Source organism: Actinotalea subterranea (assembly GCF_008364845.1).
Classification (GTDB): domain Bacteria; phylum Actinomycetota; class Actinomycetes; order Actinomycetales; family Cellulomonadaceae; genus Actinotalea; species Actinotalea subterranea.
Genome location: NZ_VTTP01000003.1, coordinates 407970 through 432103 on the forward strand (window position 1 = coordinate 407970; position 24134 = coordinate 432103).

At 72.7% G+C, this 24134-nt stretch carries 27 protein-coding genes; 15 read left to right on the forward strand and 12 right to left on the reverse strand.

Annotated features, from left to right (window positions below; all coding sequences use genetic code 11):
• Nucleotides 1-92 precede the first annotated feature (92 nt).
• The gene (locus FZ988_RS07750) at nucleotides 93-605 is read left to right on the forward strand and encodes a hypothetical protein (protein WP_149203427.1); all 513 of its coding nucleotides are present in this window, start codon (nucleotides 93-95) and stop codon (nucleotides 603-605) included.
• A gap of 58 nt (nucleotides 606-663) precedes the next feature.
• On the opposite strand, the gene FZ988_RS07755 is transcribed toward FZ988_RS07750, so the two are convergent.
• The 4 genes from FZ988_RS07755 to FZ988_RS07770 all read right to left on the reverse strand — a co-directional run bounded on the left by FZ988_RS07755 (nucleotide 664) and on the right by FZ988_RS07770 (nucleotide 3583).
• On the reverse strand, nucleotides 664-1227 hold the full coding sequence (locus FZ988_RS07755) for a hypothetical protein (protein WP_149203428.1): 564 nt from the start codon (nucleotides 1225-1227) through the stop codon (nucleotides 664-666).
• Nucleotides 1224-1571 carry a DUF4333 domain-containing protein gene (locus FZ988_RS07760; RefSeq protein ID WP_188079025.1) on the reverse strand — a complete coding sequence of 116 codons (348 nt, stop codon included), beginning with the start codon at nucleotides 1569-1571 and terminating at the stop codon, nucleotides 1224-1226. Before FZ988_RS07760 ends, FZ988_RS07755 begins: the two co-directional genes overlap by 4 nt.
• A 267-nt stretch (nucleotides 1572-1838) precedes the next feature.
• Nucleotides 1839-2933: an inositol-3-phosphate synthase gene (locus FZ988_RS07765; protein ID WP_149203430.1), complete on the reverse strand. Its 1095-nt coding sequence runs from the start codon at nucleotides 2931-2933 to the stop codon at nucleotides 1839-1841.
• Between the two features lie 20 nt (nucleotides 2934-2953).
• Complete coding sequence (locus FZ988_RS07770; RefSeq protein WP_149203431.1) at nucleotides 2954-3583, reverse strand: PadR family transcriptional regulator; 630 nt, start codon at nucleotides 3581-3583, stop codon at nucleotides 2954-2956.
• 512 nt (nucleotides 3584-4095) lie between these two features.
• Here FZ988_RS07770 and FZ988_RS07780 point away from each other — a divergent pair.
• The 5 genes from FZ988_RS07780 (at nucleotide 4096) to rplI (ending at nucleotide 8357) form a co-directional block, all read left to right on the forward strand.
• Complete coding sequence (locus tag FZ988_RS07780; RefSeq protein ID WP_149203433.1) at nucleotides 4096-6438, forward strand: transglycosylase domain-containing protein; 2343 nt, start codon at nucleotides 4096-4098, stop codon at nucleotides 6436-6438.
• 272 nt (nucleotides 6439-6710) lie between these two features.
• Nucleotides 6711-7001 carry a 30S ribosomal protein S6 gene (gene rpsF, locus FZ988_RS07785; protein ID WP_149203434.1) on the forward strand — a complete coding sequence of 97 codons (291 nt, stop codon included), beginning with the start codon at nucleotides 6711-6713 and terminating at the stop codon, nucleotides 6999-7001.
• A gap of 58 nt (nucleotides 7002-7059) precedes the next feature.
• Nucleotides 7060-7563: a single-stranded DNA-binding protein gene (locus FZ988_RS07790; protein ID WP_149203435.1), complete on the forward strand. Its 504-nt coding sequence runs from the start codon at nucleotides 7060-7062 to the stop codon at nucleotides 7561-7563.
• 90 nt (nucleotides 7564-7653) lie between these two features.
• Nucleotides 7654-7890 carry a 30S ribosomal protein S18 gene (rpsR, locus tag FZ988_RS07795; protein ID WP_149203436.1) on the forward strand — a complete coding sequence of 79 codons (237 nt, stop codon included), beginning with the start codon at nucleotides 7654-7656 and terminating at the stop codon, nucleotides 7888-7890.
• A gap of 14 nt (nucleotides 7891-7904) precedes the next feature.
• Nucleotides 7905-8357 (forward strand): 50S ribosomal protein L9, encoded by a 453-nt coding sequence (gene rplI, locus FZ988_RS07800; protein ID WP_149203437.1) that lies wholly within the window; start codon nucleotides 7905-7907, stop codon nucleotides 8355-8357.
• A gap of 127 nt (nucleotides 8358-8484) precedes the next feature.
• Here rplI and FZ988_RS07805 read toward each other — a convergent pair whose 3' ends face one another.
• Nucleotides 8485-9861, reverse strand: coding sequence for an MATE family efflux transporter (locus FZ988_RS07805; RefSeq protein ID WP_149203438.1), 1377 nt, complete (start codon nucleotides 9859-9861; stop codon nucleotides 8485-8487).
• Nucleotides 9862-10293: 432 nt separating this feature from the next.
• Here FZ988_RS07805 and dnaB point away from each other — a divergent pair, with 432 nt between their 5' ends.
• The 3 genes from dnaB (at nucleotide 10294) to FZ988_RS07820 (ending at nucleotide 13108) form a co-directional block, all read left to right on the forward strand.
• Nucleotides 10294-11673: a replicative DNA helicase gene (dnaB, locus tag FZ988_RS07810; RefSeq protein ID WP_149203439.1), complete on the forward strand. Its 1380-nt coding sequence runs from the start codon at nucleotides 10294-10296 to the stop codon at nucleotides 11671-11673.
• Nucleotides 11674-11832: 159 nt separating this feature from the next.
• A complete protein-coding gene (locus FZ988_RS07815; protein ID WP_223145075.1) occupies nucleotides 11833-12369 on the forward strand; it encodes a P-loop nucleotide/nucleoside kinase family protein in 537 nt (178 codons plus the stop codon).
• A gap of 202 nt (nucleotides 12370-12571) precedes the next feature.
• On the forward strand, nucleotides 12572-13108 hold the full coding sequence (locus tag FZ988_RS07820; RefSeq protein WP_149203441.1) for a putative immunity protein: 537 nt from the start codon (nucleotides 12572-12574) through the stop codon (nucleotides 13106-13108).
• 55 nt (nucleotides 13109-13163) lie between these two features.
• Here the strand turns inward: FZ988_RS07820 and FZ988_RS18950 are convergent, their stop codons facing one another.
• Complete coding sequence (locus FZ988_RS18950) at nucleotides 13164-13607, reverse strand: hypothetical protein (RefSeq protein WP_149203442.1); 444 nt, start codon at nucleotides 13605-13607, stop codon at nucleotides 13164-13166.
• A gap of 114 nt (nucleotides 13608-13721) precedes the next feature.
• Between FZ988_RS18950 and FZ988_RS07830 the strand changes: the two genes are divergently transcribed.
• Nucleotides 13722-14429 (forward strand): VOC family protein, encoded by a 708-nt coding sequence (locus FZ988_RS07830; RefSeq protein WP_149203443.1) that lies wholly within the window; start codon nucleotides 13722-13724, stop codon nucleotides 14427-14429.
• Between the two features lie 71 nt (nucleotides 14430-14500).
• On the opposite strand, the gene FZ988_RS07835 is transcribed toward FZ988_RS07830, so the two are convergent.
• Nucleotides 14501-14962 carry an aromatic ring-opening dioxygenase LigA gene (locus FZ988_RS07835; protein WP_149203444.1) on the reverse strand — a complete coding sequence of 154 codons (462 nt, stop codon included), beginning with the start codon at nucleotides 14960-14962 and terminating at the stop codon, nucleotides 14501-14503.
• A gap of 320 nt (nucleotides 14963-15282) precedes the next feature.
• Here FZ988_RS07835 and FZ988_RS07840 point away from each other — a divergent pair, with 320 nt between their 5' ends.
• The 3 genes from FZ988_RS07840 (at nucleotide 15283) to FZ988_RS07850 (ending at nucleotide 17349) form a co-directional block, all read left to right on the forward strand.
• Nucleotides 15283-15906 carry a ClpP family protease gene (locus tag FZ988_RS07840; protein ID WP_149203445.1) on the forward strand — a complete coding sequence of 208 codons (624 nt, stop codon included), beginning with the start codon at nucleotides 15283-15285 and terminating at the stop codon, nucleotides 15904-15906.
• Nucleotides 15906-16514, forward strand: coding sequence for a ClpP family protease (locus FZ988_RS07845; RefSeq protein ID WP_149203446.1), 609 nt, complete (start codon nucleotides 15906-15908; stop codon nucleotides 16512-16514). The genes FZ988_RS07840 and FZ988_RS07845 overlap by 1 nt, the downstream gene beginning before the upstream one ends.
• Before the next feature lie 103 nt (nucleotides 16515-16617).
• Nucleotides 16618-17349, forward strand: coding sequence for a class I SAM-dependent methyltransferase (locus tag FZ988_RS07850; protein ID WP_149203447.1), 732 nt, complete (start codon nucleotides 16618-16620; stop codon nucleotides 17347-17349).
• Between the two features lie 28 nt (nucleotides 17350-17377).
• Here the strand turns inward: FZ988_RS07850 and FZ988_RS07855 are convergent, their stop codons facing one another.
• The 3 genes from FZ988_RS07855 to FZ988_RS07865 form a co-directional block, all read right to left on the reverse strand.
• Entirely contained in the window at nucleotides 17378-17722 is a 345-nt protein-coding gene (locus tag FZ988_RS07855) for a helix-turn-helix domain-containing protein (protein ID WP_149203448.1), read from the reverse strand.
• 95 nt (nucleotides 17723-17817) lie between these two features.
• Nucleotides 17818-18480 carry a response regulator gene (locus FZ988_RS07860; protein WP_149203449.1) on the reverse strand — a complete coding sequence of 221 codons (663 nt, stop codon included), beginning with the start codon at nucleotides 18478-18480 and terminating at the stop codon, nucleotides 17818-17820.
• A 52-nt stretch (nucleotides 18481-18532) separates the two neighbouring features.
• A complete protein-coding gene (locus FZ988_RS07865) occupies nucleotides 18533-19816 on the reverse strand; it encodes a sensor histidine kinase (RefSeq protein ID WP_149203450.1) in 1284 nt (427 codons plus the stop codon).
• 119 nt (nucleotides 19817-19935) lie between these two features.
• Here FZ988_RS07865 and FZ988_RS07870 point away from each other — a divergent pair, with 119 nt between their 5' ends.
• Both FZ988_RS07870 and FZ988_RS07875 read left to right on the forward strand, forming a co-directional pair.
• Nucleotides 19936-20757, forward strand: a complete 822-nt coding sequence (locus tag FZ988_RS07870; RefSeq protein WP_149203451.1) for a GAP family protein — start codon at nucleotides 19936-19938, stop codon at nucleotides 20755-20757.
• A 60-nt stretch (nucleotides 20758-20817) separates the two neighbouring features.
• Nucleotides 20818-21897 (forward strand): MsnO8 family LLM class oxidoreductase, encoded by a 1080-nt coding sequence (locus tag FZ988_RS07875; protein ID WP_149203452.1) that lies wholly within the window; start codon nucleotides 20818-20820, stop codon nucleotides 21895-21897.
• 3 nt (nucleotides 21898-21900) lie between these two features.
• Here the strand turns inward: FZ988_RS07875 and FZ988_RS07880 are convergent, their stop codons facing one another.
• Both FZ988_RS07880 and FZ988_RS07885 read right to left on the reverse strand, forming a co-directional pair.
• Nucleotides 21901-23427, reverse strand: a complete 1527-nt coding sequence (locus FZ988_RS07880) for a DUF6297 family protein (protein WP_149203453.1) — start codon at nucleotides 23425-23427, stop codon at nucleotides 21901-21903.
• A complete protein-coding gene (locus FZ988_RS07885) occupies nucleotides 23424-24107 on the reverse strand; it encodes an ABC transporter ATP-binding protein (protein WP_149203454.1) in 684 nt (227 codons plus the stop codon). The genes FZ988_RS07880 and FZ988_RS07885 overlap by 4 nt, the downstream gene beginning before the upstream one ends.
• Between the last annotated feature and the right edge of the window lie 27 nt (nucleotides 24108-24134).

Genomic DNA, 24134 nt, shown 5'->3' on the forward strand with positions numbered 1-24134 from the left:
CGCGCCGCCGCAACCCGCGCAGCGCACCCGCGCGCATCCCGCACCACCGGACACCGAGCACGCACACGCAGCACGACGAATCGAGGAGACGCATGGCAGCCGTCCCGCCACCCGTCACGTTCCGGCTGCCCGCCGGGTGGCGCCCCCAGCCCGCCGGCGCCACGCCGGGCCTCGACTTCGTCGCGCTCCACGAGACGCCCGACGCCGGCTTCACCGCGAACATCACCGTCGCGCTCGACGTCGCCACCGGTGACGACGCGGTCGAGGTGATGGCCGACGGCGCCGTCGAGCGCCTGGCCGCCACCGAGCAGGACGTGGTGGTCCACAACCGGGCGGTGCTCGGCCACGCACCCGCGCCCGGGCTGGGCCAGGACGTCCGGCTCACGACCCTCGTCGACGGCGTGCCCGTCGAGCTCACGCAGGTGCAGGTGTTCCTGCCCGCCGCGGACGTCGACGTCGACGGACGGCTCGCCGTCTACAGCCTGACGTTCACCGCGACGTCGGCGCAGGCCCCACGCCTCGCCCCCGACTTCCAGGCGCTCGTCGGCAGCGTCCAGGCAGTGACGGGCGGGTCGTCGGGAGGCTCGGCACCCTCCGGCGCGTAGCACCGCCGGCCGGGCTGCGGAGCGCGGGCGCTACGCCGCGGGCGCTACGCCGCGGGCGCTACAGGCGACCCGTGGCCGCGAGGACGGCCAAGGCCCCGCCGACCACGAGCGCGAGCCCGATCGCGGCCCCGCCCACCACCATGCCGACGCGCTGAGCGGCCCCGGCCTTCTCCGTCCACCCCAGCTCGGCGGCGGCCGCCCGGATCATGCCCTGACCCTCGGCCGACTGGAACGTGAAGTCGACGACCCGCCCCGGCTCACCCTGCTCGCTGATGCCCCACGTCCGGTTCGCCTGGAACTCGTACGTGCGGCCCAAGGACCGCTCGACCTGCGCGGACGCGACCAGCCGCGGCATCGGCGCACCGGACGCGTCGACGCCGCCGTCCCAGCGGACCTCCCGGTGGTCGTCCGTGAGCGTCAAGGTCCGGCGCGCCTCATCCAGGACCACGCGGTGCTCGACGACCTTCTTCAGCCCCGCGGCGCCGATCAGCCCGTACCAGCGGGCGTCGACCACGTCGATGCGCAGGTCGAACCCCGCGGGGGTCGGGACCACCTGGTACGGGGTGCCCTGCGCCCGCGCCGCCACAGCGGCCCGCAGTGCGTCCGCCGGGGTAGCCGTCACGACGCGTCCTCGTCAGCGAGAGGCTCCGCATCCACCTCGACGTCGATCGCGACCTCGTCGTCCACCACGTCCGTCGCAGTGACCGTGACGCCGTACGACTCACCGCTGTCCGTGAGCGTGCAGCGGACCTCCGCGCCCGCCTCCGCCTTCAGCGGGTCCGGGCACTCCACGAGCTCAGGCGCGCGGCCCACCGTCTCCGCGAGGACCGCGCTCACCTTCTCCGCGAGCTCGTCCGAGGAGACCTGGCTCCCGCCCACGGAGACGGAGCAGGCCGTCAGGGTGAGAGCGAGGACCGCGAAGGTCGGGAGGAGGGCGAGGGCGGTGGGGGTGGTGGGGCGACGCATGGCGGACATCCTGGCACGGGGGTGCGGGTGCCGCGGGCTGCGCCCTGCGGGGACGGGTACCGCGGGCTGCGCCCTGCGGGAGGCTGCGCGGGCTTCGCCCTGCGGGAGGCTGCGCGGGCTTCGCCCTGCGGCGGTGGTTGCGTGTGCTCTTCGTCTTGCGGCGGACTACCGCGCTGTTCTTCTGGTCGCGGTAGTCCTTCACTCCGTTACGGCCGAGGGCCCCGGCGAAATGCGCGCCGGGGCCCTCGACCTTCACTGCGTTACGGACTACCGCTCCACGTCACCGGCGATGAAGGCCTCCAGGCGCGTGCGCCCCGCGGTGTCCTCCATCTGGATGGGCGGGGACTTCATGAAGTACGTCGCGGCGGCGTGGATGGGGCCACCGACGCCACGGTCCTTCGCGATCTTCGCGGCGCGCAGGGCGTCGATGATGATGCCCGCCGAGTTGGGCGAGTCCCAGACCTCGAGCTTGTACTCGAGGTTCAGGGGCACCTCGCCGAACGCGCGGCCCTCGAGGCGGACGTACGCCCACTTGCGGTCGTCGAGCCACGCGACGTAGTCCGACGGGCCGATGTGGACGTTGCGGTCCTCCTTCTTGCCGGCCAGGGGGCCGTCGTCGAGGTTGGACGTCACGGACTGCGTCTTCGAGAGCTTCTTGGACTGCAGGCGCTCGCGCTCGAGCATGTTCTTGAAGTCCATGTTGCCGCCGACGTTCAGCTGGTACGTGCGGTCCAGGATCACGCCACGGTCCTCGAACAGACGGGCCAGCACGCGGTGCGTGATGGTCGCGCCCACCTGGGACTTGATGTCGTCGCCGACGATCGGCACGCCGGCCGCCTCGAACTTCGCGGCCCACTCCGGGTCGGACGCGATGAACACCGGGAGCGCGTTGACGAAGGCCACGCCCGCGTCGATCGCGCACTGGGCGTAGAACTTCGCGGCGTCCTCGGACCCGACGGGCAGGTAGCAGATGAGGACGTCGGCCTCGGCCTCACGCAGCGCGGCGACGACGTCGACCGGAGCGGCGTCCGACTCCTCGATCGTCTCCCGGTAGTACTTGCCGAGGCCGTCGAGGGTGTGACCACGCTGGACGGGCACGCCGAGCGGCGGGACGTCGCAGATCTTGATCGTGTTGTTCTCGCTGGACCCGATCGCGTCCGACAGGTCGAAGCCGACCTTCTTGGCGTCGACGTCGAACGCCGCGACGAACTCGATGTCCTTGACGTGGTACGGGCCGAACTGCACGTGCATGAGGCCCGGAACCTTCGCCTGCGGGTCGGCGTCCGCGTAGTAGTGGACGCCCTGCACCAGCGACGCGGCGCAGTTGCCGACGCCCACGATGGCGACGCGGATAGAACTCATCCTCGTTCCTCGGTTTTCTCTCAGTGCTGGGACGCGTCAGCGCCGTCAGCGGTGGCGGAGCCGGCCGGACGGCCGGGCCCCTCTGGCTTCACGCGACGGGTGCCGCGTTCGTTGTCGATCAGGCCGTCGAGCCAGCGGACCTCGCGCTCGACCTGCTCGAGGCCGTGACGCTGGAGCTCGAGCGTGTACTCGTCGAGCCGGTCGCGCGTGCGTGACGCCGACTGCCGCACCTGGTCGAGGCGCTCCGCGAGCCGGGTGCGCCGGCCCTCGAGGATCCGCAGGCGGGTCTCGGCGTCGGTCTGCGCGAAGAACGCGAACCGGACGTCGAAGTGCTCGTCCTCCCACGTCGTCGGGCCGGAGCTCGACAGGATCTCGGCGAAGTGCTCCTTGCCGTCGGCCGTGAGCTCGTAGACGATCCGAGCCCGCTTGCCGCTCAGGGCGTGCGGCGGCGGTGTCTGCGACGCGTCCGTCCCGGCGATGAGCCCCTGACCCACCAGGCCCTTGAGGCACGGGTACAGGGAGCCGTAGGACAGCGCCCGGAACGAGCCGAGCAGCAGGTTGAGGCGCTTGCGGAGCTCGTAGCCGTGCATCGGCGTCTCATGGAGCAGGCCGAGGATCGCGAGCTCGAGCACGTCCGAACGACCGCGCACCCGCCACCCCCGATCCCTGCGTTGTTCCGATGGATCGAGACGACCCAGCGCACCGATGTATCGAACTGATACATCGGGAGCGTACGACGAGGGTTGCGGCTTGGCAAACAGCGGGTGACGGACCGCACGATCAGCACACAGCCTTCACCGCGCGACCCCGATACTTGTCGGGCCCGGCACAGGTCGGGTCCGTACCCTGTCGGGAGGCTGGACCCCAGCCACCCGCCGCGCACACCCCGCGCGGCACAGCCTCGTCGTCGACCGGAAGGCACACCGTGGCACCGGGCAACCCCCCTTCTCGCGGCTCCTCAGGACCCGCCGGTGCGAACCGACCGCAGCGTCGCAGCGCCCTCGGCCCCCAGGCCGGCGCCTCCCGCGCGGCCGCGGGTGGAGCCGCCTCGACCGGCGCCGCCGGCGCGACCCGCCGGGCCACGGGAGCGGCGGGCGGGCGCGGAGCCCCCGCCCCTCGTCGTCGTCGGCCCATCGACTACCCGCGCCAGGGGAAGACGGGCGTGCGCCGGTGGCTCCCGTCGTGGCGCCTCGTGCTCGGCACCTTCGTGACGTTCATGGCGCTCGGCGCCGGCGTGATCGTGGCGATGTACATGCAGACGGAGGTCCCGACGCCGGACGAGTTCGCCGACGCCCAGACGACGACCGTCTACTTCTCCGACGGCACGACGGAGATGGGCACCTTCGCCGCCCAGAACCGCGTCATCGTCGACTCGATCCCCCAGCACGTGCAGGACGCCGTCGTCGCCGCCGAGGACCGCACGTTCTACGAGAACGCCGGGATCAACGTCACCGGCATCGCGCGCGCCCTGTGGAACAACCTCACCGGCGGCTCCCAGCAGGGCGGCTCCTCGATCACGCAGCAGTACGCCGAGCGCTACTACATCGGCCAGACCGTGAGCGACTACAGGGGCAAGCTCGAAGAGGCGTTCATCGCGATCAAGCTGGACCGGGAGCAGGACAAGCAGGAGATCCTGTCCAACTACCTCAACACCATCTACTTCGGCCGCGACTCCTACGGCATCGAGGTCGCGTCCCGGAACTACTTCGGTGTCCCCGCCGCGGACCTGACGGTCGCTCAGGGCGCCCTCCTCGCGGGCATCATCCCGTCGCCCAACAACTGGGACCCGCGGACCAACCCGGAGAAGGCCGAGCAGCGCTGGAACTACGTGCTCGACGGCATGGTCACGATCGGTCGCCTGACCCAGGCCGAGCGGGACGCGCAGGTGTACCCGGAGACGATCGAGTACTCCCGCTCCGACAAGCTCGCCGGGACCAACGGCTACCTGCTCGACATGGCCAAGCGGGAGGTCCTCGCGAAGAGCCCCGTGACCGAGGCCGAGTTCAACACGCGCGGCTACAAGATCGTCACGACGATCGACGCGAACGTCCAGGCCATGGCCGTGCAGGCGATCGCCGAGATGCCCGCCGACCGCCCGGCCAACGTGCACGCGGGCCTCGTGACCCTGGACCCGTTGTCCGGCGGGATCGTCGCGCTCTACGGCGGCCCCGACTACCTCGTCCAGGCGCGCAACGCCGTGACCCAGGACGTCGCGCAGGCAGCCTCGACCTTCAAGCCGTTCACTCTTGTCGCCTACCTCGAGGCGGGCGGCTCGCTCAAGTCACGGTTCGTCGGCACCAACAAGATGGACGTCGCGGACTGGAAGGACATCCGCAACTTCGGCGGGACGAGCTACGGCAAGATCGAGGTGCTCGAGGCGACAGCGAAGTCGGTCAACGCCGTCTACGCCCAGATGAACAACGAGGTCGGCCCCGAGGCCACGCTCGACGTGGCACGACGCGCGGGCATCCCCGAGGAGGCCCTGGAGAACCAGGGCTACATCTCCAACGTGCTCGGCACGGCGTCCCCGCACCCGCTCGACCTCGCGGAGGCCTACAACACCTTCGCGGCGCAGGGCCTCCACATGGACCCGTTCATCGTCAAGAGCGTCGAGTACCTCGACGGCGGGCTGGTCTACGAGGGCGGCACCGACGCCCCGGAGCGGGTGTTCGCCGAGGACGTGATGGCGGACACGACGTACGCGCTCACCCAGGTCGTCGAGTCCCGTGGCGGCACGGCGCGCAAGGCCGCCGACGTGGGGCACCCCGTCGCGGGCAAGACCGGCTCCTCGAACGACAACCTCTCGGCCTGGTTCGTGGGCTACACCCGGCACCTGACCACCGCCGTCGCGCTCTACCAGGTCGCTGCGGACGGGAACCCGGAGCCGATCGCGGACTTCGGTGGGTACGACCAGGTCACCGGCGGCACCGTCCCGCTCGACATCTGGACGGCGTACATGAAGCGTGCGATGGAGGGCCGCGAGGTCCTCGAATTCCCCGAGCGTGCAGACGTGGGCGAGCCCAACACGCCGCCGATGGTCGCCGTGCCGGGCGTCGTCGGCATGCCCGAGGCGGAGGCGCGGGCCGCGATCGAGGGCGCCGGCCTCGGCGTCAACGTCCAGCAGGCCAACGACGCGAACGTCCCGTCGGGCAGCGTCATCTCGCAGGACCCCGGCGGCGGCACCGAGATCGCGCAGGGCACCGCCGTGACGATCGTCGTCTCGACGGGCCCGGGCACGACGGCGGTGCCCAACGTCGTGGGCCAGCCCGTCGCGTCGGCGCAGAGCACGCTGCAGGGTGCGGGCTTCGTGGTCACGACGACGCAGCAGACGAGCGCGACCGTCCCGCAGGGCCAGGTCATCAGCCAGAACCCCGGGTCCGGGACCTCGGCCGCGCCCGGCAGCACCGTCACGCTCGTCGTCTCGAGCGGCACGGGCGTGGTGGAGCCGCCGCCCGTGGTACCGCCGGGCACGGGCCAGCCTGACCCGAACACCGGCGGAGGCTGACCCTCTGCTCCGCCCAGCACGCCCGACGGCCGGGCCCCGCGCACGGTGGGGCCCGGCCGTCGCGCGTCAGCCCGCTCCTCACACCGGACCGGGGTCCTGACCAGGGCTCGGCCGGAGGTCCTGGTCGAGGCGCGCTCCGGCACCCGGTAGCATGGGCGGTTGCTGCCTCGACCCTGTGGTGCCGATCATCACGCCGGCCCGGCACGCAGACGCACAACCCTCCTGTCACGGAGAGACCGTGACCGTTGAGTCCACAGGAGGTGGGTACTCACATGCGTCATTACGAGATGATGGTCATCCTCGACCCCGAGATCGAGGAGCGCACCGTCGCCCCGTCCCTCGACAAGTACCTGTCCGTGGTCACCACCGCGGGCGGAACGATCGACAAGGTCGACATCTGGGGCCGTCGCCGCCTCGCGTACGAGATCGCGAAGAAGTCCGAGGGCATCTACGCGGTCGTCGACTTCACGGCCGAGCCCGCCACGGCCAAGGAGCTGGACCGCCAGCTCGGCCTGAACGAGGCCGTCCTGCGCACCAAGGTCATGCGCCCCGACGCTCACTGAGCGTCGCCGCGTCTGAACGCGTCGTACTCGACCGGACCGATCTGAACGAGGAGCTGGCATGGCTGGTGACACCGTCATCACGGTGATCGGGAACCTCACCGGGGACCCCGAGCTGCGCTTCACCCCGTCGGGTGCAGCCGTGGCGAACTTCACGGTCGCCTCGACCCCCCGCACCTTCGACCGCCAGAGCAACGAGTGGAAGGACGGCGACACGCTGTTCATGCGCTGCTCGATCTGGCGTGAGGCCGCGGAGAACGTCGCCGAGTCGCTCACCAAGGGCACCCGCGTGATCGCCTCCGGCCGGCTCGTCCAGCGCTCGTACGAGACCCGCGAGGGCGAGAAGCGCACAGTGGTCGAGCTCCAGGTCGACGAGATCGGCCCCTCGCTGCGCTACGCGTCGGCGAAGGTCACCCGTGCCCAGCGCTCCGGCGGTGGCGGCGGTGGCTTCGGCGGCGGTGGCGGCGGCGCCCAGGGTGGTGGCGGCGGCGGGTTCGACAACGACCCGTGGGCCACGCCCGCACCGTCGGCCGGCGGCTCGTTCTCGGACGAGCCCCCGTTCTGACCTGCACCACAGACTCAACCCATCCCGGCTCACGCGGCTGATCCTCAGCGCAGCGGTTCCGGGCTCCGAAGAACCTGAAGGAGCACCACGATGGCGAAGCCCGTCGTCCGCAAGCCCAAGAAGAAGCAGAACCCCCTCAAGGCGGCCAAGATCGACGCCGTCGACTACAAGGACACCGTGCTGCTGCGCAAGTTCATCTCCGACCGCGGAAAGATCCGCGCTCGCCGGGTGACCGGTGTGACCGTCCAGGAGCAGCGTGCGATCGCGCGGGCAGTGAAGAACGCCCGCGAGATGGCTCTGCTGCCGTACTCGAGCTCGGCTCGCTGAGAGAGGCTGAACCGATGGCAAAGCTCATTCTGACGCACGAGGTCACCGGCCTCGGTGCTCCTGGCGACGTGGTCGACGTGAAGGACGGGTACGCCCGTAACTTCCTCCTGCCCCGCGGCCTCGCGACCGGCTGGTCCAAGGGTGCCGAGAAGCAGATCGCGGGCATCCGCAAGGCCCGCAAGGCGCGCGAGATCGCGACGCTCGACGAGGCCAAGGCCGTCCGCGACTCGCTCCAGTCGAAGCCGGTCGTCGTGACCGCCAAGGCCGGCGCGTCGGGTCGCCTCTTCGGCGCCGTGACGACGACGGACATCGCGGAGGCCGTGACGGCCTCGGGTGGCCCGGCGATCGACAAGCGCAAGGTCGAGATCGGTCAGCCGATCAAGTCGCTCGGCGAGTACCAGGTGCAGGTCCGCCTGCACGAGGACGTCTCCGCGCAGATCGACGTCCGGGTGGTCCCGCAGGCCTGAGCCTCGCGCCCCCGGTCGAGCGGCCCGGTCCCCGATGGGGGCCGGGCCGTTCGGCGTTCCGGGGCCGGGCGGCTCGCTCAGGTGCGGGCTGCGTGGGCTCGGTCACGTGCGGGCCGCGCTGGCTCGGTCACGTGCGGGCCGCGCCGGTCACCATCCACGCGGCGCCGCGGGCGCGCAGCCCTGTCGTCGCGGCCCGGGCGGCCATGAACAGCCCGGCGAAGGCCACCCATGACCACAGGAGGCCGGTCGTGCCGGGGTCGGCCAGCGCGCGCACGGCGAGGGCTGCCGGTGCGTACACGGCGAGCGTGACCATGCCGGCGCCCGCGAGGTAGCGACCGTCGCCCGCGCCGATGAGCACGCCGTCGAGCACGAAGACCCACCCGGCCATGGGCAGGGTCACCGCCACGACCAGGAGCGTGGTGGTGACGGCCGCACGGACGGCGTCGTCGGCGGAGAACACCGGGGCGAGCCACTGCCCGGTCGCGGCGAGGACGACCCCGAGCGCGGCGCCGGCCGCGACGCCCCACTGCAGGGTGCGCCGCAGCACCGTGCGGGCCGTCGTGAGGTCGCCCGCCCCCAGGGATCGGCCGACGAGCGCCTGCGCGGCGATGGCCAGGGCGTCGAGGGTGAAGGCGGCCAGGCCCCACAGGGCGACGATCACCTGGTGGCCCGCGAGCGTGACCGTCCCGAGGCCGGTGGCGACCCACGCCGCCAGGAGGATCGCCAGGCGCAGGGAGACCGTCCGGACGAGCAGCGGCGCACCCGTGCGCAGGCCCAGCCCGAGCCCTGCGTGGGTCGGTCGCAGCGGCACGTGGGCGTCCCGTGCGCCGCGCGCCACGACGACGACCAGGACCGCGGCCATGGTGAGCTGCGCAACCGCCGTGCCCAGACCCGAGCCGCCGACACCCTGGCCGAGCCCGAGCACGAGGGCCGCCGACAGGACGGCGTTGAGGACGGCGCCGCCGGCCGCCACCCACAGGGGTGTGCGCGTGTCGAGCATGCCGCGGAGCACGCCCGTGGCGGCGAGCACGGTGAGCATCCCGGGCAGGCCCGGAGCCGACCACCGCAGGTAGGCGACGGCGTGCGGCGCGACGGCGTGCGGCGCGCCCAGGAGGTCGACGAGCGCGGGTGCCGCGAGCCAGAGCGCTGCGCCGAGCAGGACGCCCAGCGCGGCGCCGAGCCACATGCCGTCGATCCCCAGCCGGAGCGCGTGACCCCGGTCGCCCGCACCGATCGTGCGGGCGACGCTCGCCGTCGTGGCGTACGCGAGGAAGATGCACAGCCCGACGACCGTGGTCAGGACCGTGCTGGCGAGCGCGAGACCCGCGAGCTCCTCGGTGCCCAGCGTGCCCACGACGGCGGAGTCGACGAGGACGAACAGGGGCTCGGCGACGAGGGCCCCGAGGGCCGGGACGGCGAGGGCGACGATCTGCCGGTCCAGGGCGCGACGGTCGTCGGGGGCCGGCGTGGGCAGGGGTGACCGGCGGCTGGTCTGGCGACGCATCGGACGATCCTCCCAGGCGCGACGCGCGGCCGCGCGACCCCTCCGGGGCAGGCTCCTCCCCCGCGCGACCGAACACCAGGCGGGATGAGGTGTCCATCAGATGAACGGATGGGCCACGGGTTTCTGTCCACAGCCGGTGCACGGCGAAGGGCCCTGCTCAGAGCCTGTTCCCACGGCCATTTCCACGGTATCCACAGTGTTGTCCCGAGCCTGTGCACAGTCACCCGCCCGGGCGTCCACAGGCTGTCCCCAGGGTCGCCCACAGGCTGGCGGGGCTCGATGTTGGGTCATGGCCCGATGCCCCCTAACCTCGCGAGGGAAGCAGGACGGGTTCGTCGTCAGCGGCAGCGCAGAGCACTGTCAGAGGCGTGCGATAGAACGTCAGTTCGAGACGTACGCAAGCTGTGGAGGGTCCGAGACGGTGGTCAGCCGGTGAGCATCGACGAGCTCGAGCAGGGACTGAGTCCCACCCGCGCGGGTGGCGGCTTCGACCGCACCCCGCCCCAGGACATCCCTGCTGAGCAGAGCGTGCTCGGCGGCATGATGCTCTCGAAGGACGCCATCGCGGACGTCGTCGAGCAGCTCAAGGGCATGGACTTCTACCGTCCTGCGCACGAGGTGATCTACGACTCGATCCTCGACCTCTACGGGCGGGGCGAGCCGGCGGACGCGGTCACGGTCGCCGCCGAGCTGACCAAGCGTGGAGAGATCGGCCGCATCGGCGGCGCGCCCTACCTGCACACGCTCATCTCGATGGTGCCGACCGCCGCAAACGCGGGCTACTACGCGCGCATCGTCCGCGAGCGTGCGGTGCTTCGGCGCCTCGTCGAGGCGGGCACCCGCATCGTCCAGCTCGGCTACGCCACGGACGGCGGTGACGTCGACGACATCGTCAACAACGCCCAGGCCGAGGTCTACGCGGTCACCGAGCAGCGCACGAGCGAGGACTACCTCCCCCTCGCCGAGATCATCAACGGCACGATGGAGGAGATCGAGGCGGCCGGCCACCGCGGCGACGGCATGGTGGGCGTCCCCACGGGCTTCATCGAGCTCGACCGCCTGACGAACGGCCTGCACCCGGGCCAAATGATTGTTCTGGCCGCTAGGCCGGCAATTGGCAAAAGCACCCTAGGAATTGACATAGTTCGATCGGCGTCAATTAAGCACCAGATGACGTCGGTGATCTTCTCGCTCGAGATGAGCCGCAACGAGATCACCATGCGCATGCTCTCCGCCGAGGCCCGCGTGCCCCTGCAGAACATGCGCAAGGGCACCATGCGCGACGACGACTGGCAGAAGCTCGCGTCGACGATGGGCCGCATGTCCGAGGCGCCTCTGTTCATCGACGACTCGCCCAACATGTCGCTCATGGAGATCCGGGCCAAGTGCCGCCGGCTCAAGCAGCGCCATGACCTCAAGCTCGTGGTGATCGACTACCTGCAGCTCATGAGCTCGGGCAAGCGCGTCGAGTCCCGCCAGCAGGAGGTCTCGGAGTTCTCCCGTGCCCTCAAGCTCCTCGCGAAGGAGCTCGAGGTCCCGGTCATCGCGATCTCGCAGCTCAACCGTGGCGCCGAGCAGCGGACCGACAAGCGTCCCCAGATGAGCGACCTGCGCGAGTCCGGCTCCATCGAGCAGGACGCGGACATCGTCATCCTGCTGCACCGCGAGGACGCCTACGAGCGCGAGTCCCCGCGCGCGGGCGAGGCGGACCTCATCGTCGCCAAGCACCGAAACGGCCCCACCGACACCATCGTCGTGAGCTTCCAGGGCCACTACGCGCGCTTCGTCGACATGGCGCCGGGCGGGATGTGAGGACCGTTCGTGCGGCGTCGAGATGCAAGGTTGTTCGACTCAGCGTTGTCGATGGTCTGACGACCGCGACAGCTGCTCAGGGCGCCTAGGACGAGGCTCGCCAGGGCGAGGAGCCCGAGACCGGAGCGACGAGGCGTTCAGCGCCAGGATGGGTGCGTGATGAAGACGCAACCCACTCTGTTCATGATGGTCGGTCTACCCGGGACCGGGAAGACCACCGAAGCACGACGCATCGAGCTCGAGCAGAAGGCCCTCCGCCTGACGAAGGACGAGTGGGTCAAGGCGCTCTACGGGCCGGCGAACCCGTCGTCAGCCACGGATGTCATCGAAGGTCGACTCATCGCCATCGGGTTGCGAGCACTCGAGCTCGGCGTCAACGTCGTCGTCGACTTCGGGCTCTGGAGCCGAGACGAACGGTCCGCCCTCCGGCAAGCCGCGGCAGACAAAGGCGCCAGAGCAGAGGTCCGGTACTGCGCACTCACGGCGGAGGAACAGCGACGACGACTCGACCGGCGACAGGCAGAGGAACCACAGACGACGTGGCACATGTCCGACGCGGAGCTCGCCACGTGGGCCTCCATGATCGACGTCCCGACGGCGGGCGAGCTGGACGGCAGCGAACCGCTCGACGACCCGCCCGCGACTCATGCCAGCTGGGACGAGTGGCGCGTTCAACGCTGGCCCGCAGCACTCTGACTCAAGACCGCCCGGAGCGCCGAGCGGTCAAGGTACGACGCCTGACGCCGGGCAACCTATCCTGCATCTCGACAGCAGGGATCGGCGTCGCGCACACCTTCGACGGGGGCGGCGCGCGCACAGGGACGCGAGATCCGACGCACGCCCTGCGACTGAGTCGAGGGGTGCATCTCTCCCGCTTCGTCCGAGATGGAGGGTTGGTGTGGCTTCTCCCCAGGCGCTCAGCGAGGCTGATCGGCGCACCGTGGCCAGCTGGGCTGCGGACTGTGCGGAGCGTGTTCTGCCGCTGTTCGAGGCCGAGGCGCCCGACGACGATCGCGCGCGCGACGCCATCGCGCGGGCCCGGATGTTCAGCCGCGGTGAGCTGCGCGCGGCCGACGAGATCCGCCGCCGATTCGTCGCCGGCCGTGCGGCGAACGCGGTCAGCTCGCCCGCAGCCGTGGCCGCAGCCAGGGCGGCGGCGCAGGCCTCGGGTGTCGCCCACATGGGTGCGCACGCGCTGGGCGCCGCCGCCTACGCGGCGAAGGCTGCCGGCCTGGCCGCCCCCGACCACTCGGACGCCGTCAGCGAGGAGGTTCGGTGGCAGCTGCAGCACATGACCACGCAGACCCGGGTCGCGCTGCAGTCTCTGCCGCTGCTCGGCGAGGACTCGGCGGGTCCACTCGGGTCAGGACTGCTCAGCTCCGGCGTTCTCGCGACAGTGATCCGAGAGATCCAGGCTGAGGTGGCCGCTTCCTGACGACGCCGCCCGTCGCGGATGCGAACCTGCTCGCATCGACGATCTCGACGACCTCCTACGGCGTCGGCTGGTACCGCTCCGCGAACGCCGGCACCGGAACCTGCTGGCCCGCGGACAGGTACCCGAAGTGCACGGCGACCGGCGCGCGGTGCACCTCGGACGTGCGACCGAGCGTCTCGCTCAGGAGGAAGTCGTTCAGCGCGACGACCGTGGGTGCCCCGCTCGGGTACGGGACGTGCAGGAGGGCTACGGCCACGCGAGGGGCGCGGCGCCACTCGGCACCCACGACCTCGTCGCGGCCGAACCGCAGCTCCACCAGCCACGACACCTCGCCCGCGACATGCGCCAGGAACGGTCGGCTCAACAGATCCGTGAGGAGGGCGCCGACGCGCGTGTCCGGCGGGACCTCGAGCGTGCGCGCGTGGTCCTCGCAGTCGTCACCCATGCACACCGAGTCGCGGTCCACCGTCACCTGCATGCCGTGCACCGTAGCGGCCACGTCGCCACCCTCGCGGGTGCCGCGTGGAGGTCGACGGGTATCCAGGACCAGTCGGGCACGCCGAGCCGATCCGGCCCCGTGCCGTGCGCGCCCGACGCGCCTACAGTCGGACGGGTGTCCGGCCGACTGACGGCGCTGACCGTCGACGCTCTCGACCCCGCCCGGCTGTCGCTCTTCTGGGCCGCGATGCTCGGCAGGGACGTCGCCGACGAGCCGGGAGGCGCACGGCTGCTGGCCGGCGCGGACGGTCAGCTCGGCCTCCGGTTCGCTCAGGCCCTGTCGGCGAAGGTGGGTCGCAACCGCATGCACCCCCACCTCACCAGCACGAGCGCGGCCGACCAGGCGCGCACGGTCGCGCGCGCACGTGAGCTCGGTGCGACGCACCTGGACGTGGGTCAGCTGCCGGAGGAGGGGCACGTGGTCCTCGCGGACCCCGAGGGCAACGAGCTGTGCGTCCTCGAGCCCGACGCACCGTTCACGGCCGGCTGCGGGTTGCTCGGCGAGCTCAACGGCGTCGGCACGCGCGAGGTCGGGCTCTTCTGGGCCCGGGCTCTGGGCTGGTCCCTCGTGTGGGACCGCGACGGCGAGACCGCGATCCAGGCACCTGGAGGCGGCACGAAGCTCTCGTGGGACGGTCCACCGGTGCCGGCGAAGCAGGGGCGCAACCGCCACCGGTTCGACCTCGCGGTCGCGGGTCACGAGCTCCACGACGAGGTCGCCCGCCTCGCCGCCCTGGGCGCCACGCCGCTGGGGGACGTGGACGGCGGCCTCGAGCTCGCCGATCCGGACGGCAACGAGTTCTCGCTCCGGCCCCAGGGGTAGGTGCCGGTCGCGGACGCAGAAGGGCCCCCGCGCTCAGGTGAGCGTGGGGGCCCTTCTACCCGGGAAGGTTCTCAGGCGGTCGTGGTCGCTGCCGGGGCAGGAGCCGAGATGACCGCGTCAGTGGGGACGAGCTTCCGGAGCGCCCAGCCGACGAGGATGAAGAGCAGGCCCATGCCTGCGGCGAAGGCGGCGACGCCGAACGCGATGACCGAGGAGAACAGCGAGGTCCGCAGGAACGAGGCGTTCATGACGGTCGGGCGCAGCGGGTCCTCGCGGTCGAGCTCGGCGTAGGTCTTGCCACCGGACATGTCCAGGGCGTGGTGGTTGATGATGTCCGCCTGGTAGAAGGCGTCCAGGGGGCCGTTGACGACCTTGCCGCCGAAGGCGGCCGCGTCCTCGGCGACGACGATGTTCTCGGCGACGAGCTGCTGGCGGACCATCATCCACGTCGCGCCACCCGCGACGATCATGAGGATGCCGGCGATGATCGCGACGAGCCCGACGATCCGGACGGGCTTTGCGGAGGTGTTCATGGTTCGTGCCTTCCCAGGATTCGAGGGCGGTTCGCGTCCGTTGGCCCCTCGCAGAAGCGGCTGTCGCTTCAACCACTTAAGCGTGCACGGCCCGCGCGGCGATTAGTTGGGCCGTAGGTCCGGGTTAAATCCGGGCCTGAAGTCCCAGGTCAACGCCGCACACGGCGGACGCGGGCCGGCCGGCGTCGTGCGCCGGGACCGTGTCTGCCCGTGGCAGATCTGCCGACGGCAGACCGGACCCCTCGACGACGGCCAGGGTGTGACTGTGGAGAGGTCGCGCACGCCGCCCCCGGTACGCGCACCGAGCCCCAGGAGGCACCATGCACACCCCGACCGTCGGCCGGGCCGAGACCGCCGCCGCCCGCTTCGACGAGCAGCTCGCGAACCGCCTGCTCCACCAGCGCATCGTGGTGCTGGGCGCTGAGGTCGACGACGCGATCGCCAACCGGATCTGCGCCGAGCTCCTGCTGCTCTCCGCCGAGGACCCGCGCAGCGACATCGCGCTCTACATCAACTCCCCGGGTGGCTCGGTCAGCGCCGCACTCGCCGTCTACGACACGATGCGGCTCATCCCCAACGACGTGTCCACGCTCGCGATGGGGCTCGCGGCGAGCTCGGCCCAGTTCCTGCTGTGCGCGGGCGCACCGGGCAAGCGGTTCATCCTCGAGCACGCGCGGGTGCTCATGCACCAGCCGTCGGGCGGGCTCGGCGGGACGGCCGTCGACATCGCCATCCAGGCGCAGAACATGGCGCACGTGAAGCGGACCATGCAGGGACTCATCGCGCGTCACACCGGGCAGACCGTGGAGACGATCGAGCGCGACAGCGACAGGGACAGGTGGTTCACCGCCGAGGAGGCACGTGAGTACGGGTTCGTCGACCAGGTCGTCACGACGCTCGACGACGTCCGCCCCGGCGGTTCGACGCGCAAGGTGGGCCTGTGATGGCCGGCTCCTACACGATCCCCACGGTGATCGAGAAGCGGCCCACGGGCGAGCGGCACGCCGACGTGTTCAGCCGCCTCCTGTCCGAGCGCATCATCTTCCTCGGCACGGAGATCGACGACGGCGTCGCGAACGTCGTCATCGCGCAGCTGCTGCACCTGCAGTCCGAGAGCCAGGACACGGACATCAACCTCTACATCAACTCCCCGGGTGGCTCGCTCACGGCGCTCATGGCGATCTACGACACCATGCAGTTCGTCCGGCCCGACGTGTCCACGTTCTGCATGGGCCAGGCCGCGTCGGCCGCCGCCGTGCTCCTCGCCGCCGGCGCGCCCGGCAAGCGGTTCGCTCTTGAGCACGCCCGCGTCCTGCTGCACCAGCCGTCGGGCGGGGCCGAGGGCACCGCCGCGGACCTCGAGATCCAGGCGCGGGAGGTGCTGCGCGTGCGCGCGGAGGTCGAGGAGGTCCTGTCCCGGCACACGGGCCAGCCCGTCGAGAGGCTGCGCGCCGACACCGACCGGGACCGCATCTTCACGGCCCACGAGGCCGTCGGGTACGGCGTGGTGGACGCGGTGGTGCAGACCCTCAAGGGCGGCCGCAGCGCGTGACGTTGGCGCCGGGCGGGGCCCGGACCGGGCCCCGCCCGACCGCTCCAGATGGGAGGATGGGAGGGGTGTCGTCGCAGGTCACGGCACAGAAATGAGGCACACGGTGAACCGATCCATCCAGACCGTCGAGGACGTCCTCACGCTTCTCGACGCGCTCTTCGAGGAACGCGCCGACAGGTGGACGGACCGGGGCGGGGCCGCCTGGTGGGACCGGTTCTACGCCGACCGTGGACGCGGCGTCCCCTTCTTCGCGGACGCACCCGAGGAGAGCCTCGTCGGCTGGGTCGACGCCGGCGACCTCCCCGTGGGCCCCGGGACGCGCGTCCTCGAGCTCGGCTGCGGCCCGGGCCGTAACGCCGTCTGGCTCGCCCGACGCGGGGCACACGTCGACGCGCTCGACCTCTCCGAGGAGGCCTTGGCATGGGGCCGTGAGCGCGCCGCGGAGGCAGGGGTCGACGTGAGGTTCGTCCGGTCGGACATCTTCGCCTGGTCAGGTGGCGAGGAGCCGTACGACCTCGTCCTCGACAGCGGGTGCTTCCACCACCTGCCGCCGCACCGCCGGATCAGCTACCGCGCACTCCTCGAGCGGTCCGTGCGTCCCGGAGGGAGCTTCGCCCTCACGTGCTTCGCGGCCGGTGCCATGGGCTGCGAGGACCCGGACGAGGCGCTCTACCGCGACGGCGGCCTCGGCGGCGGGCTGGCGTACTCGGCGCAGGAGCTGCGCGCGACGTTCGGCTGGCTGACCGAGATCGAGCTACGACGCATGCGCGCCCAGCCCGAGGGGTCGGGCCTGTTCGGTGAGCCGTTCCTCTGGACGGGCCTCTTCCGCCGCTGACGCCCGCGCGTCCGGCCGCCGTGCCAGGTCACGCGGCGAGAAGCACCGCGGTCCCTGAGCGCTCAGGCGCCGGCCGGGCGCCGTCGACGACCGACGTCGCGCGCGGCCACGCCGTCAGGTCGACGACCACGGACGGCGCACGCAGGGCCGCGTGCGCCGCGCCCACGAGGTCCACGAGCCCGATGCCGAGCGCGTCGCACACCGCCGCGAGGATCTCCGACGACGCCTCCTTGCGGCCCCGCTCGATCTCGGAGAGGTACGCCGTCGAGACGCGTGCGACGTCGGCCACCTCACGCAGCGTGCGGCCCTGGGCCTCGCGGCGCGCACGCAGGATGCCGCCGATCAGCCGGCGGAGCAGCGGTTCCGGTCGCACGGGCGCCTCCTGGGTGTCGTCCCTCTGCGGCCGAACCTAGCAACGGGCGGGGCCGGCGACGCCGGGGCGCGGTCCGCCGTCCGCGAACACGCTCCCTACACGAGGCCCGCGGCGCGCGCCCGGATCGCCGCCTGGACCCGCGAGGTGCAGCCGAGCTTCGTGAGCACGCGCGACACATGGGTCTTCGCGGTGGCCTCCGTGATGCCGAGGGCTGTCGCGACGTCCGCGTTCGACAGGCCGCGCCCCAGGCACGTGAGCACCTCGCGCTCGCGGGCCGTGAGGGCCAGGACGTCGACCGGAACCTCCGGCGTGGCGTCCGCGCCGCCGACGTCGGCCGCGACGAACGCGGTGAGCAGGCGGCGCGTGACCTCCGGGGCGAGGACACCCTCCCCGGCACCGACCCGGCGGACGGCGTCGAGCAGCGCGGCCGCGTCCGTGGACTTGAGCAGGAACCCGGCCGCACCGGCCCGCAACGCACCGAAGACGTACTCGTCGATGTCGAAGGTCGTCAGGACGAGCACGTCGCCGAGCCCCTCCTCGACGATGACGCGCGTCGCCTCGATGCCGTCCGTGCCCGGCATGCGGATGTCCATGAGCACGACATCGGGCCGCAGCGCCCTCGCGTTGCGGATCGCCGCCGCCCCGTCCCCGGCCTCTCCCACGACCTCGATGGCCGGGTCCGTCTCGAGCATGAGCCGCAGGCCCGCCCGGATCGCGGCATGGTCGTCGGCGACGAGCACCCGCACGGCCGCGCTCATCGCACCGCACCCGTCGGCGGGAGCCCGGCGATCGGTGCGCACCCGGCCCCGCTCATGCCGGCGCACCCACGGGGAGCTCGGCGGCGACCGCCCACCGTCCCGCCACGTCGTCGACCCACCCGGCGGTCAGCCGTCCGCCGAGCGCCTCCGCACGCTCGCGCATCGTCAGCAGGCCCAGCCCGCCGCCGTCGGCCGACGCGCGCGCCACCGCGTGCCCAGCGGCGCTCCCGGGGACCCCGGCGTCCCGTGCGGGGCGCACCGCGCGGTCCGACTCCACGGACAGCAGGAGCAGGTCGCGCTCGCGGCGCACCACCACGCGCGCGCGACCGCCGGGTGCGTGCTTCGCCGCGTTCGTCAGCCCCTCCTGGAGGATCCGGTAGGCGGCCTGGTCGACCGCAGCCGGCAGCGGCGGCAGGTCCGCGGGGGGCGCCCCGTCCCACACGACACGGAGCCCGGCCGTGCGCGCGGCGTCCAGCAGGGCGTCCGCCTCCCGCAGCCGGGCGGGCGCCGCGGCACCGTCATCGAGCGCGCCGCCCGAGCGCAGCAGCAGGATCATCGAGCGCATCTCCGCAAGGCTCGTCACGCCGGCGGCACGGATCGCCTCGAGCGCACGCCGGTCACGGCCCGCCGCCCGTGGGTCGTCCGCCGGCACCGCGAGCGCGGCTTCGGAGTGGATCGCGATCGCCGACAGGTTCCCGGCGATCGCGTCGTGCAGGTCCCGTGCCATGCGGGCGCGCTCGTTGCGCACCGCGTCGGCCCCCCGCAGCTCGGCGAGGCGAGCGAGGTCGTCGGCGCGGGCCTGCGCCAGCTCGGCCAGCTCCGCCTGGCGGCGCACGGCGAGCGCCCACCACAGAGGGGTCCCCAGCAGTGCGAACACCTGGATGGTCATGAACGCGGCGAGCTCGACGCTCCGGGTGCCGACCCAGGTCGCGACCGTCGCGGCGGGGATGAGCAGCACCACGGCGGTCCGCAGGCGGTCGACGGCCCGGGTGCTCGCGAACATGCCCGCGGCGTAGATCAGGTCGAGGAGCACGAGGACCACGGCCATCGTGCCGCCGAGGGACAGGTCGACGGCGAAGACGAGGGTGCCCGCGGCCAGCGCCGCGATCGGGTGCCGCCGCTTGCCGAGCATCACGAGGCATCCCGCAGCGAGCGGGACCAGTCGCACCCACGGCTCGACGGACTCCACGAGCAGCGGGACGTCCGTCCACAGGTCGGTCAGGCCCAGCTGGATCGTCAGGGCCCCGATGACGAACGTCCCCACCGCCCACACGGCGTCGACGGTGCGGGGCGTCGTCGGGCCGTGCCTGCGCACGACCTCGACCCACCGGCTCACGGCACCATCCCAGCACGCCGGCGTCGTGCCCGGATCCGACGAACGATGTACGCGGCCACCTGGGACCTCCCGCCTTTGCCCGACGACGCCCGCCGGGGTCTGCCGCCACGGTGGCGAGCATGTCACTCGCACTCCTGGGCCCCCTCGTCGTCCTGGCGCTCGTCGACAGCACGAGCTTCGGGACCCTGCTCATCCCGATCTGGTTCATGCTCACCGCCGAGGTCCGGCCCCGCAGGGTCCTCGTGTTCCTCGGCACGGTCGCGGCCTTCTACCTCGTGGTGGGCCTCGCCCTGCTCGCCGGCGCCGACGCCGTGCTCCGCGAGGTGCCGCTCGACCACCCCGTGGTGCCCGTCCTCCAGCTCGCGCTCGGCGTCGTGCTCTTCGGGTGGAGCTTCACTATCGGCCGCAAGCCCACGACAGACGGTGCTGCCGCGCCCGCGGCGGCTCACGGCGCGACCGGCACGGACGCCGTCGGCGGCGCACCCGCCACGACAGCGGCGACGGCCACCCGGCAGGGAGGGCGCCTGCTGCGTTGGCGGGACCGGGCGGTCGGGGCCGAGTCGGGGACCACCGGGTACGGCGCCCTCGTCGGGCTCGCCCTGGGGGCCGCGCTCGTCGAGGTCGCGACGATGCTCCCGTACCTCGGGGCGATCGGGCTGCTGAGCAGCTCGGGCCTGCGCCCGCTCGAGCAGGGCCTCGTGCTCGCGGTCTACTGCGTCGTGATGGTGCTCCCCGCCCTCGTCCTGCTGGCCCTGCGCGTGCTGGCCGCGTCGAGGATCCGGCCGACGCTCGAGCGCGTCGCCGCCTGGATGGAGCGCACCGGGGCCGAGACGACCGGGTGGGTGGTCGGGATCATCGGCTTCCTCCTCGCCCGCGACGCGCTCACGCGCATCACCGACCTCACGGCGATCCTCGACGCCCTGACGATCCGGCTCCACTGAGGGACGCGCGCCGGCACGTCACCGAGGAATGGGTGCCGCCCGTCGGCGGTTGGCCCAGGGGTGAGCACCGACGACACGACCCTGCCCCTGGCCGTCCTCGACTTCGTCGGGATCGAGCACGGCGAGTCCGCGCACGACGCCCTGGAAGGTGCCATCGGCATCGCCCAGGCGGTCGAGGCCGCGGGCTTCCGCCGGTACTGGGTCTCCGAGCACCACAACATGCACAGCCTCGCGTGCAGCGCACCCGAGCTCCTCATCGCGGCTGTCGCCGGACGCACGCAGCGCATCCGCGTGGGCGCCGCCGGGATCATGCTTCCCAACCACGCACCGTTCAAGGTGGCCGAGCTCTTCCGGACGCTCATGGCGCTGCACCCCGGGCGCATCGACCTTGCGCTCGGTCGCGCGCCCGGGACGGACCCGCTGACCGCGCACGTGCTGCGCCGCGGCGCCCAGGTCGACGTGAGCGCGGACTTCCCCGGTCAGGTGGCCGAGCTCTTCGCGTTCCTCGGCGAGGGCTTCCCGCCGGGCCACCCGTACGCCGCGCTCGTCGCGGCGCCCGTGGTCGACGAGCGCCCGCAGACGTTCATGCTCGGCTCGAGCGAGTACGGTCCCCGGTTCGCCGCCGCGAACGGCCTGAGCGCCGTCTTCGCGCACCACATGAGCCCCGAGCTCGCGGTGCCCGTGCTGCGCGAGTACCGGCGCACGTTCCGCCGCCGCGTGGTCGAGCCCGAGGATGACGCCGCCGCCGCGGCCGCCCCCGTGATCGGGCAGGCGGAGCCCCGCTCGGCGATGTCCGTGCTGACGTTCGCGAGCGACGACCCGGGTGCGGTGCTCGAGTTCGAGGCCGCGTGGGCGTTGACGATGACGAACCTCGCGCGCGGCATCCGCGAGCCGCTGCGGCCCGAGGAGGTGCGTACCTACGCGGCGTCGGACGACTTCGCGATCGCGCGGCGCGCCGGGCTGAGCACGTCCGACGGCCGGATGGTCACGGGCACGGCCGACCAGGTCGTGGCCCGGCTGCGCGAGCTGAAGGCCGACGCGGAGGTCGACGAGCTCGTGCTCGTGACGCCCTCGCTCGACCGGGGGCGTCGTGCGGCGAGCTTCGCTGCCGTCGCGGACGCCTGGCGCCGCTCGGCCTGACGGTCAGGTGCGCTTGCGTCGGCGACCGGAGGCCGCCGCGAGGACGGCTGCCACGGTCAGCGCCCACAGGTGCTGGATGTTCGGCAGCGCGTCGGGCATGCCCCCGAGGAACGCCGCGACGGCCGTCGGCAGCGTCCCCACGAGCGCGACGTCGAGGCCCTTGAACATGCCCCCGGTCGGCGGAACCCCGCCCATGGGGCTCGACACGGTCGACGCGGTCCACCGCGGCGCCGGGCGGTACGCCGCGCGCACCGCGGCCGCGGCGACGACGAGCGCCCACGCGGGCGCCACGAGCAGCCAGCCCGTCTCGCCCGTCCGCGAGGCGTGCACCGCGAAGGTCGGCACCGCCCAGACCACTGCGGCGAGGAGGGGCACGACGCCGCGCACGAGCCTCGCGTCGCGCGCCGAGAGCGGCAGGAGGCGGTCGAGCACCGGCGCCATGTCGGCCTGGCGCGCGCCGCCGGCGGCGGAGCTCGCGGCCCAGAAGCCGGTGAGCAGCCACACACCGTAGAGCGCCAGGCCCCCGCTCGTCAGGGCGACCTTCCCGGCGGCGACCGCGAAGAGCGTCGCGACGACGATCTGCACGAGCGGGCGCGGTGACCGCACGAGGAGCATCAGGTCGGCGAGCACGATCGCCCGGCGCGGGCCCCCGGCGCGCAGACGGACCGACCTGCGTCGTGCGCGGCCGGTCGAGGCGCTCAGCGCGTGGCCCAGCTCGCGCAGGTCGAGCGAGAGCACGGCGACCTGGGCGCGGTCGCCGAGCGAGCCCTGGGCGCGGAGCCGGGCACCGCTCAGCTCCGGGGTCCGCCGCTCGGCGACGACCGTCCCGGCGACGGCGAGCAGGACCAGGGGGACGGCCGCCCACCACCCGGCACCCAGCGCCCAGCCGTCGGTCGCCAGCCCGAGGAGCGCGATCGCCGCGAAGGCGAGCGCGGTGACGAGCAGAAGTGCCTCGCCGGCCGCCGCGACCCATCGGCTGCCGCGTGGGTGCACCTGCGCGACCTCCGCACCGGCGACCGCGGCACCGAACACGGCGGCGCCGAACGCCGCCCACCGGAGCACCAGCCCGACGGAGCCGGTCCCACCGACCATCGTCACGAGCAGCGGGACCAGCACGAGGCCGGTCGCGGCGGCGACGAGCGGCCAGCGCACGACGGTCGGGCGCAGCAGGCCCCGGCGGTCGATCGGCATCGGCAGCCACCACGCGGCGCCGCCCCCGCCGAGGCCGACGGGCCCGAGCCGCCCCGCGAGGCTGAGCAGGGCGCCGAGGGCGGCCATCGCGACGAGGGCACCCGGGAGCTCGCCGGTCAGCGCCACCGTGGTCTCGCCCGCGTCGGGCGCCGCGTCCCGAAGGCTCTGGGCGATACCGGTGACGAACGCCGTGCACAGGCCGACGGTGACGACCGCGTACCAGACGTCGGAGAGCACCGAGCCGAGGCCGCGGCCCGCGCGCGCGTTCTGGATGCCGTCGGTGAGGTGCCTGACCTGCCGGCCCGTGGGGATCCGCTCGGCGTCGTGCTGGAGGGTCATGCGGTCATCACCGCGACGGCCTCGGCCGTGCGCAGCCGCCGGCACCTGTCGTCGTCGATGACGACGGCGTCGGCGCCGAGAGCGGTGAGCAGCCCCGGGTCGTGGGTCGCGAGGAGCACGCTCGTGCCCGCGGCGGCCTCGGCCCGCAGCAGGTCGGCGAGCGAGGCCCGCATCGCGCTGTCGAGGCGCTGCTCGGGCTCGTCGAGGACGAGCAGGTCGCGGGGCCGCACGAACGCGGCGGCCAGCAGGAGGCGCCGGCGCTGGCCCGACGACAGGGCGGAGGGCAGCACGTGCTGCTGCTCTGTCAGGCCGAAGGTCTCGAGCATCGCGTCGACCGTCGTCGTCGTGTTCGTGACGCCGTGACCGGCGGCCGTGAGCAGGAGGTGCTCGCGCGTGGTGAGCCCCGGGAACCACGCGTCGTCGTCGAGGACCCCCGCGACGCGGGCCCGGAAGTCGGCCGACCGCTCGTCGACCTCCTCGCCGAAGACCCGGAGGGTCCCCTCGAGCGGCTCGAGCAGGCCGAGCACCGCGCGCAGGACCGTCGACTTGCCGGCGCCGTTGGGGCCGACGAGGGCGAGGACCTCCCCCGGGCGGAGCGTCAGCGACACGGGCGCGCACACGGCCTCGCTCGTGTACCCGACGGTGAGGCCCTTGGCGTGGATGAGCGGGGTCGCGGCCATGGACTCGACCCTAGGGCGCCGACCGCC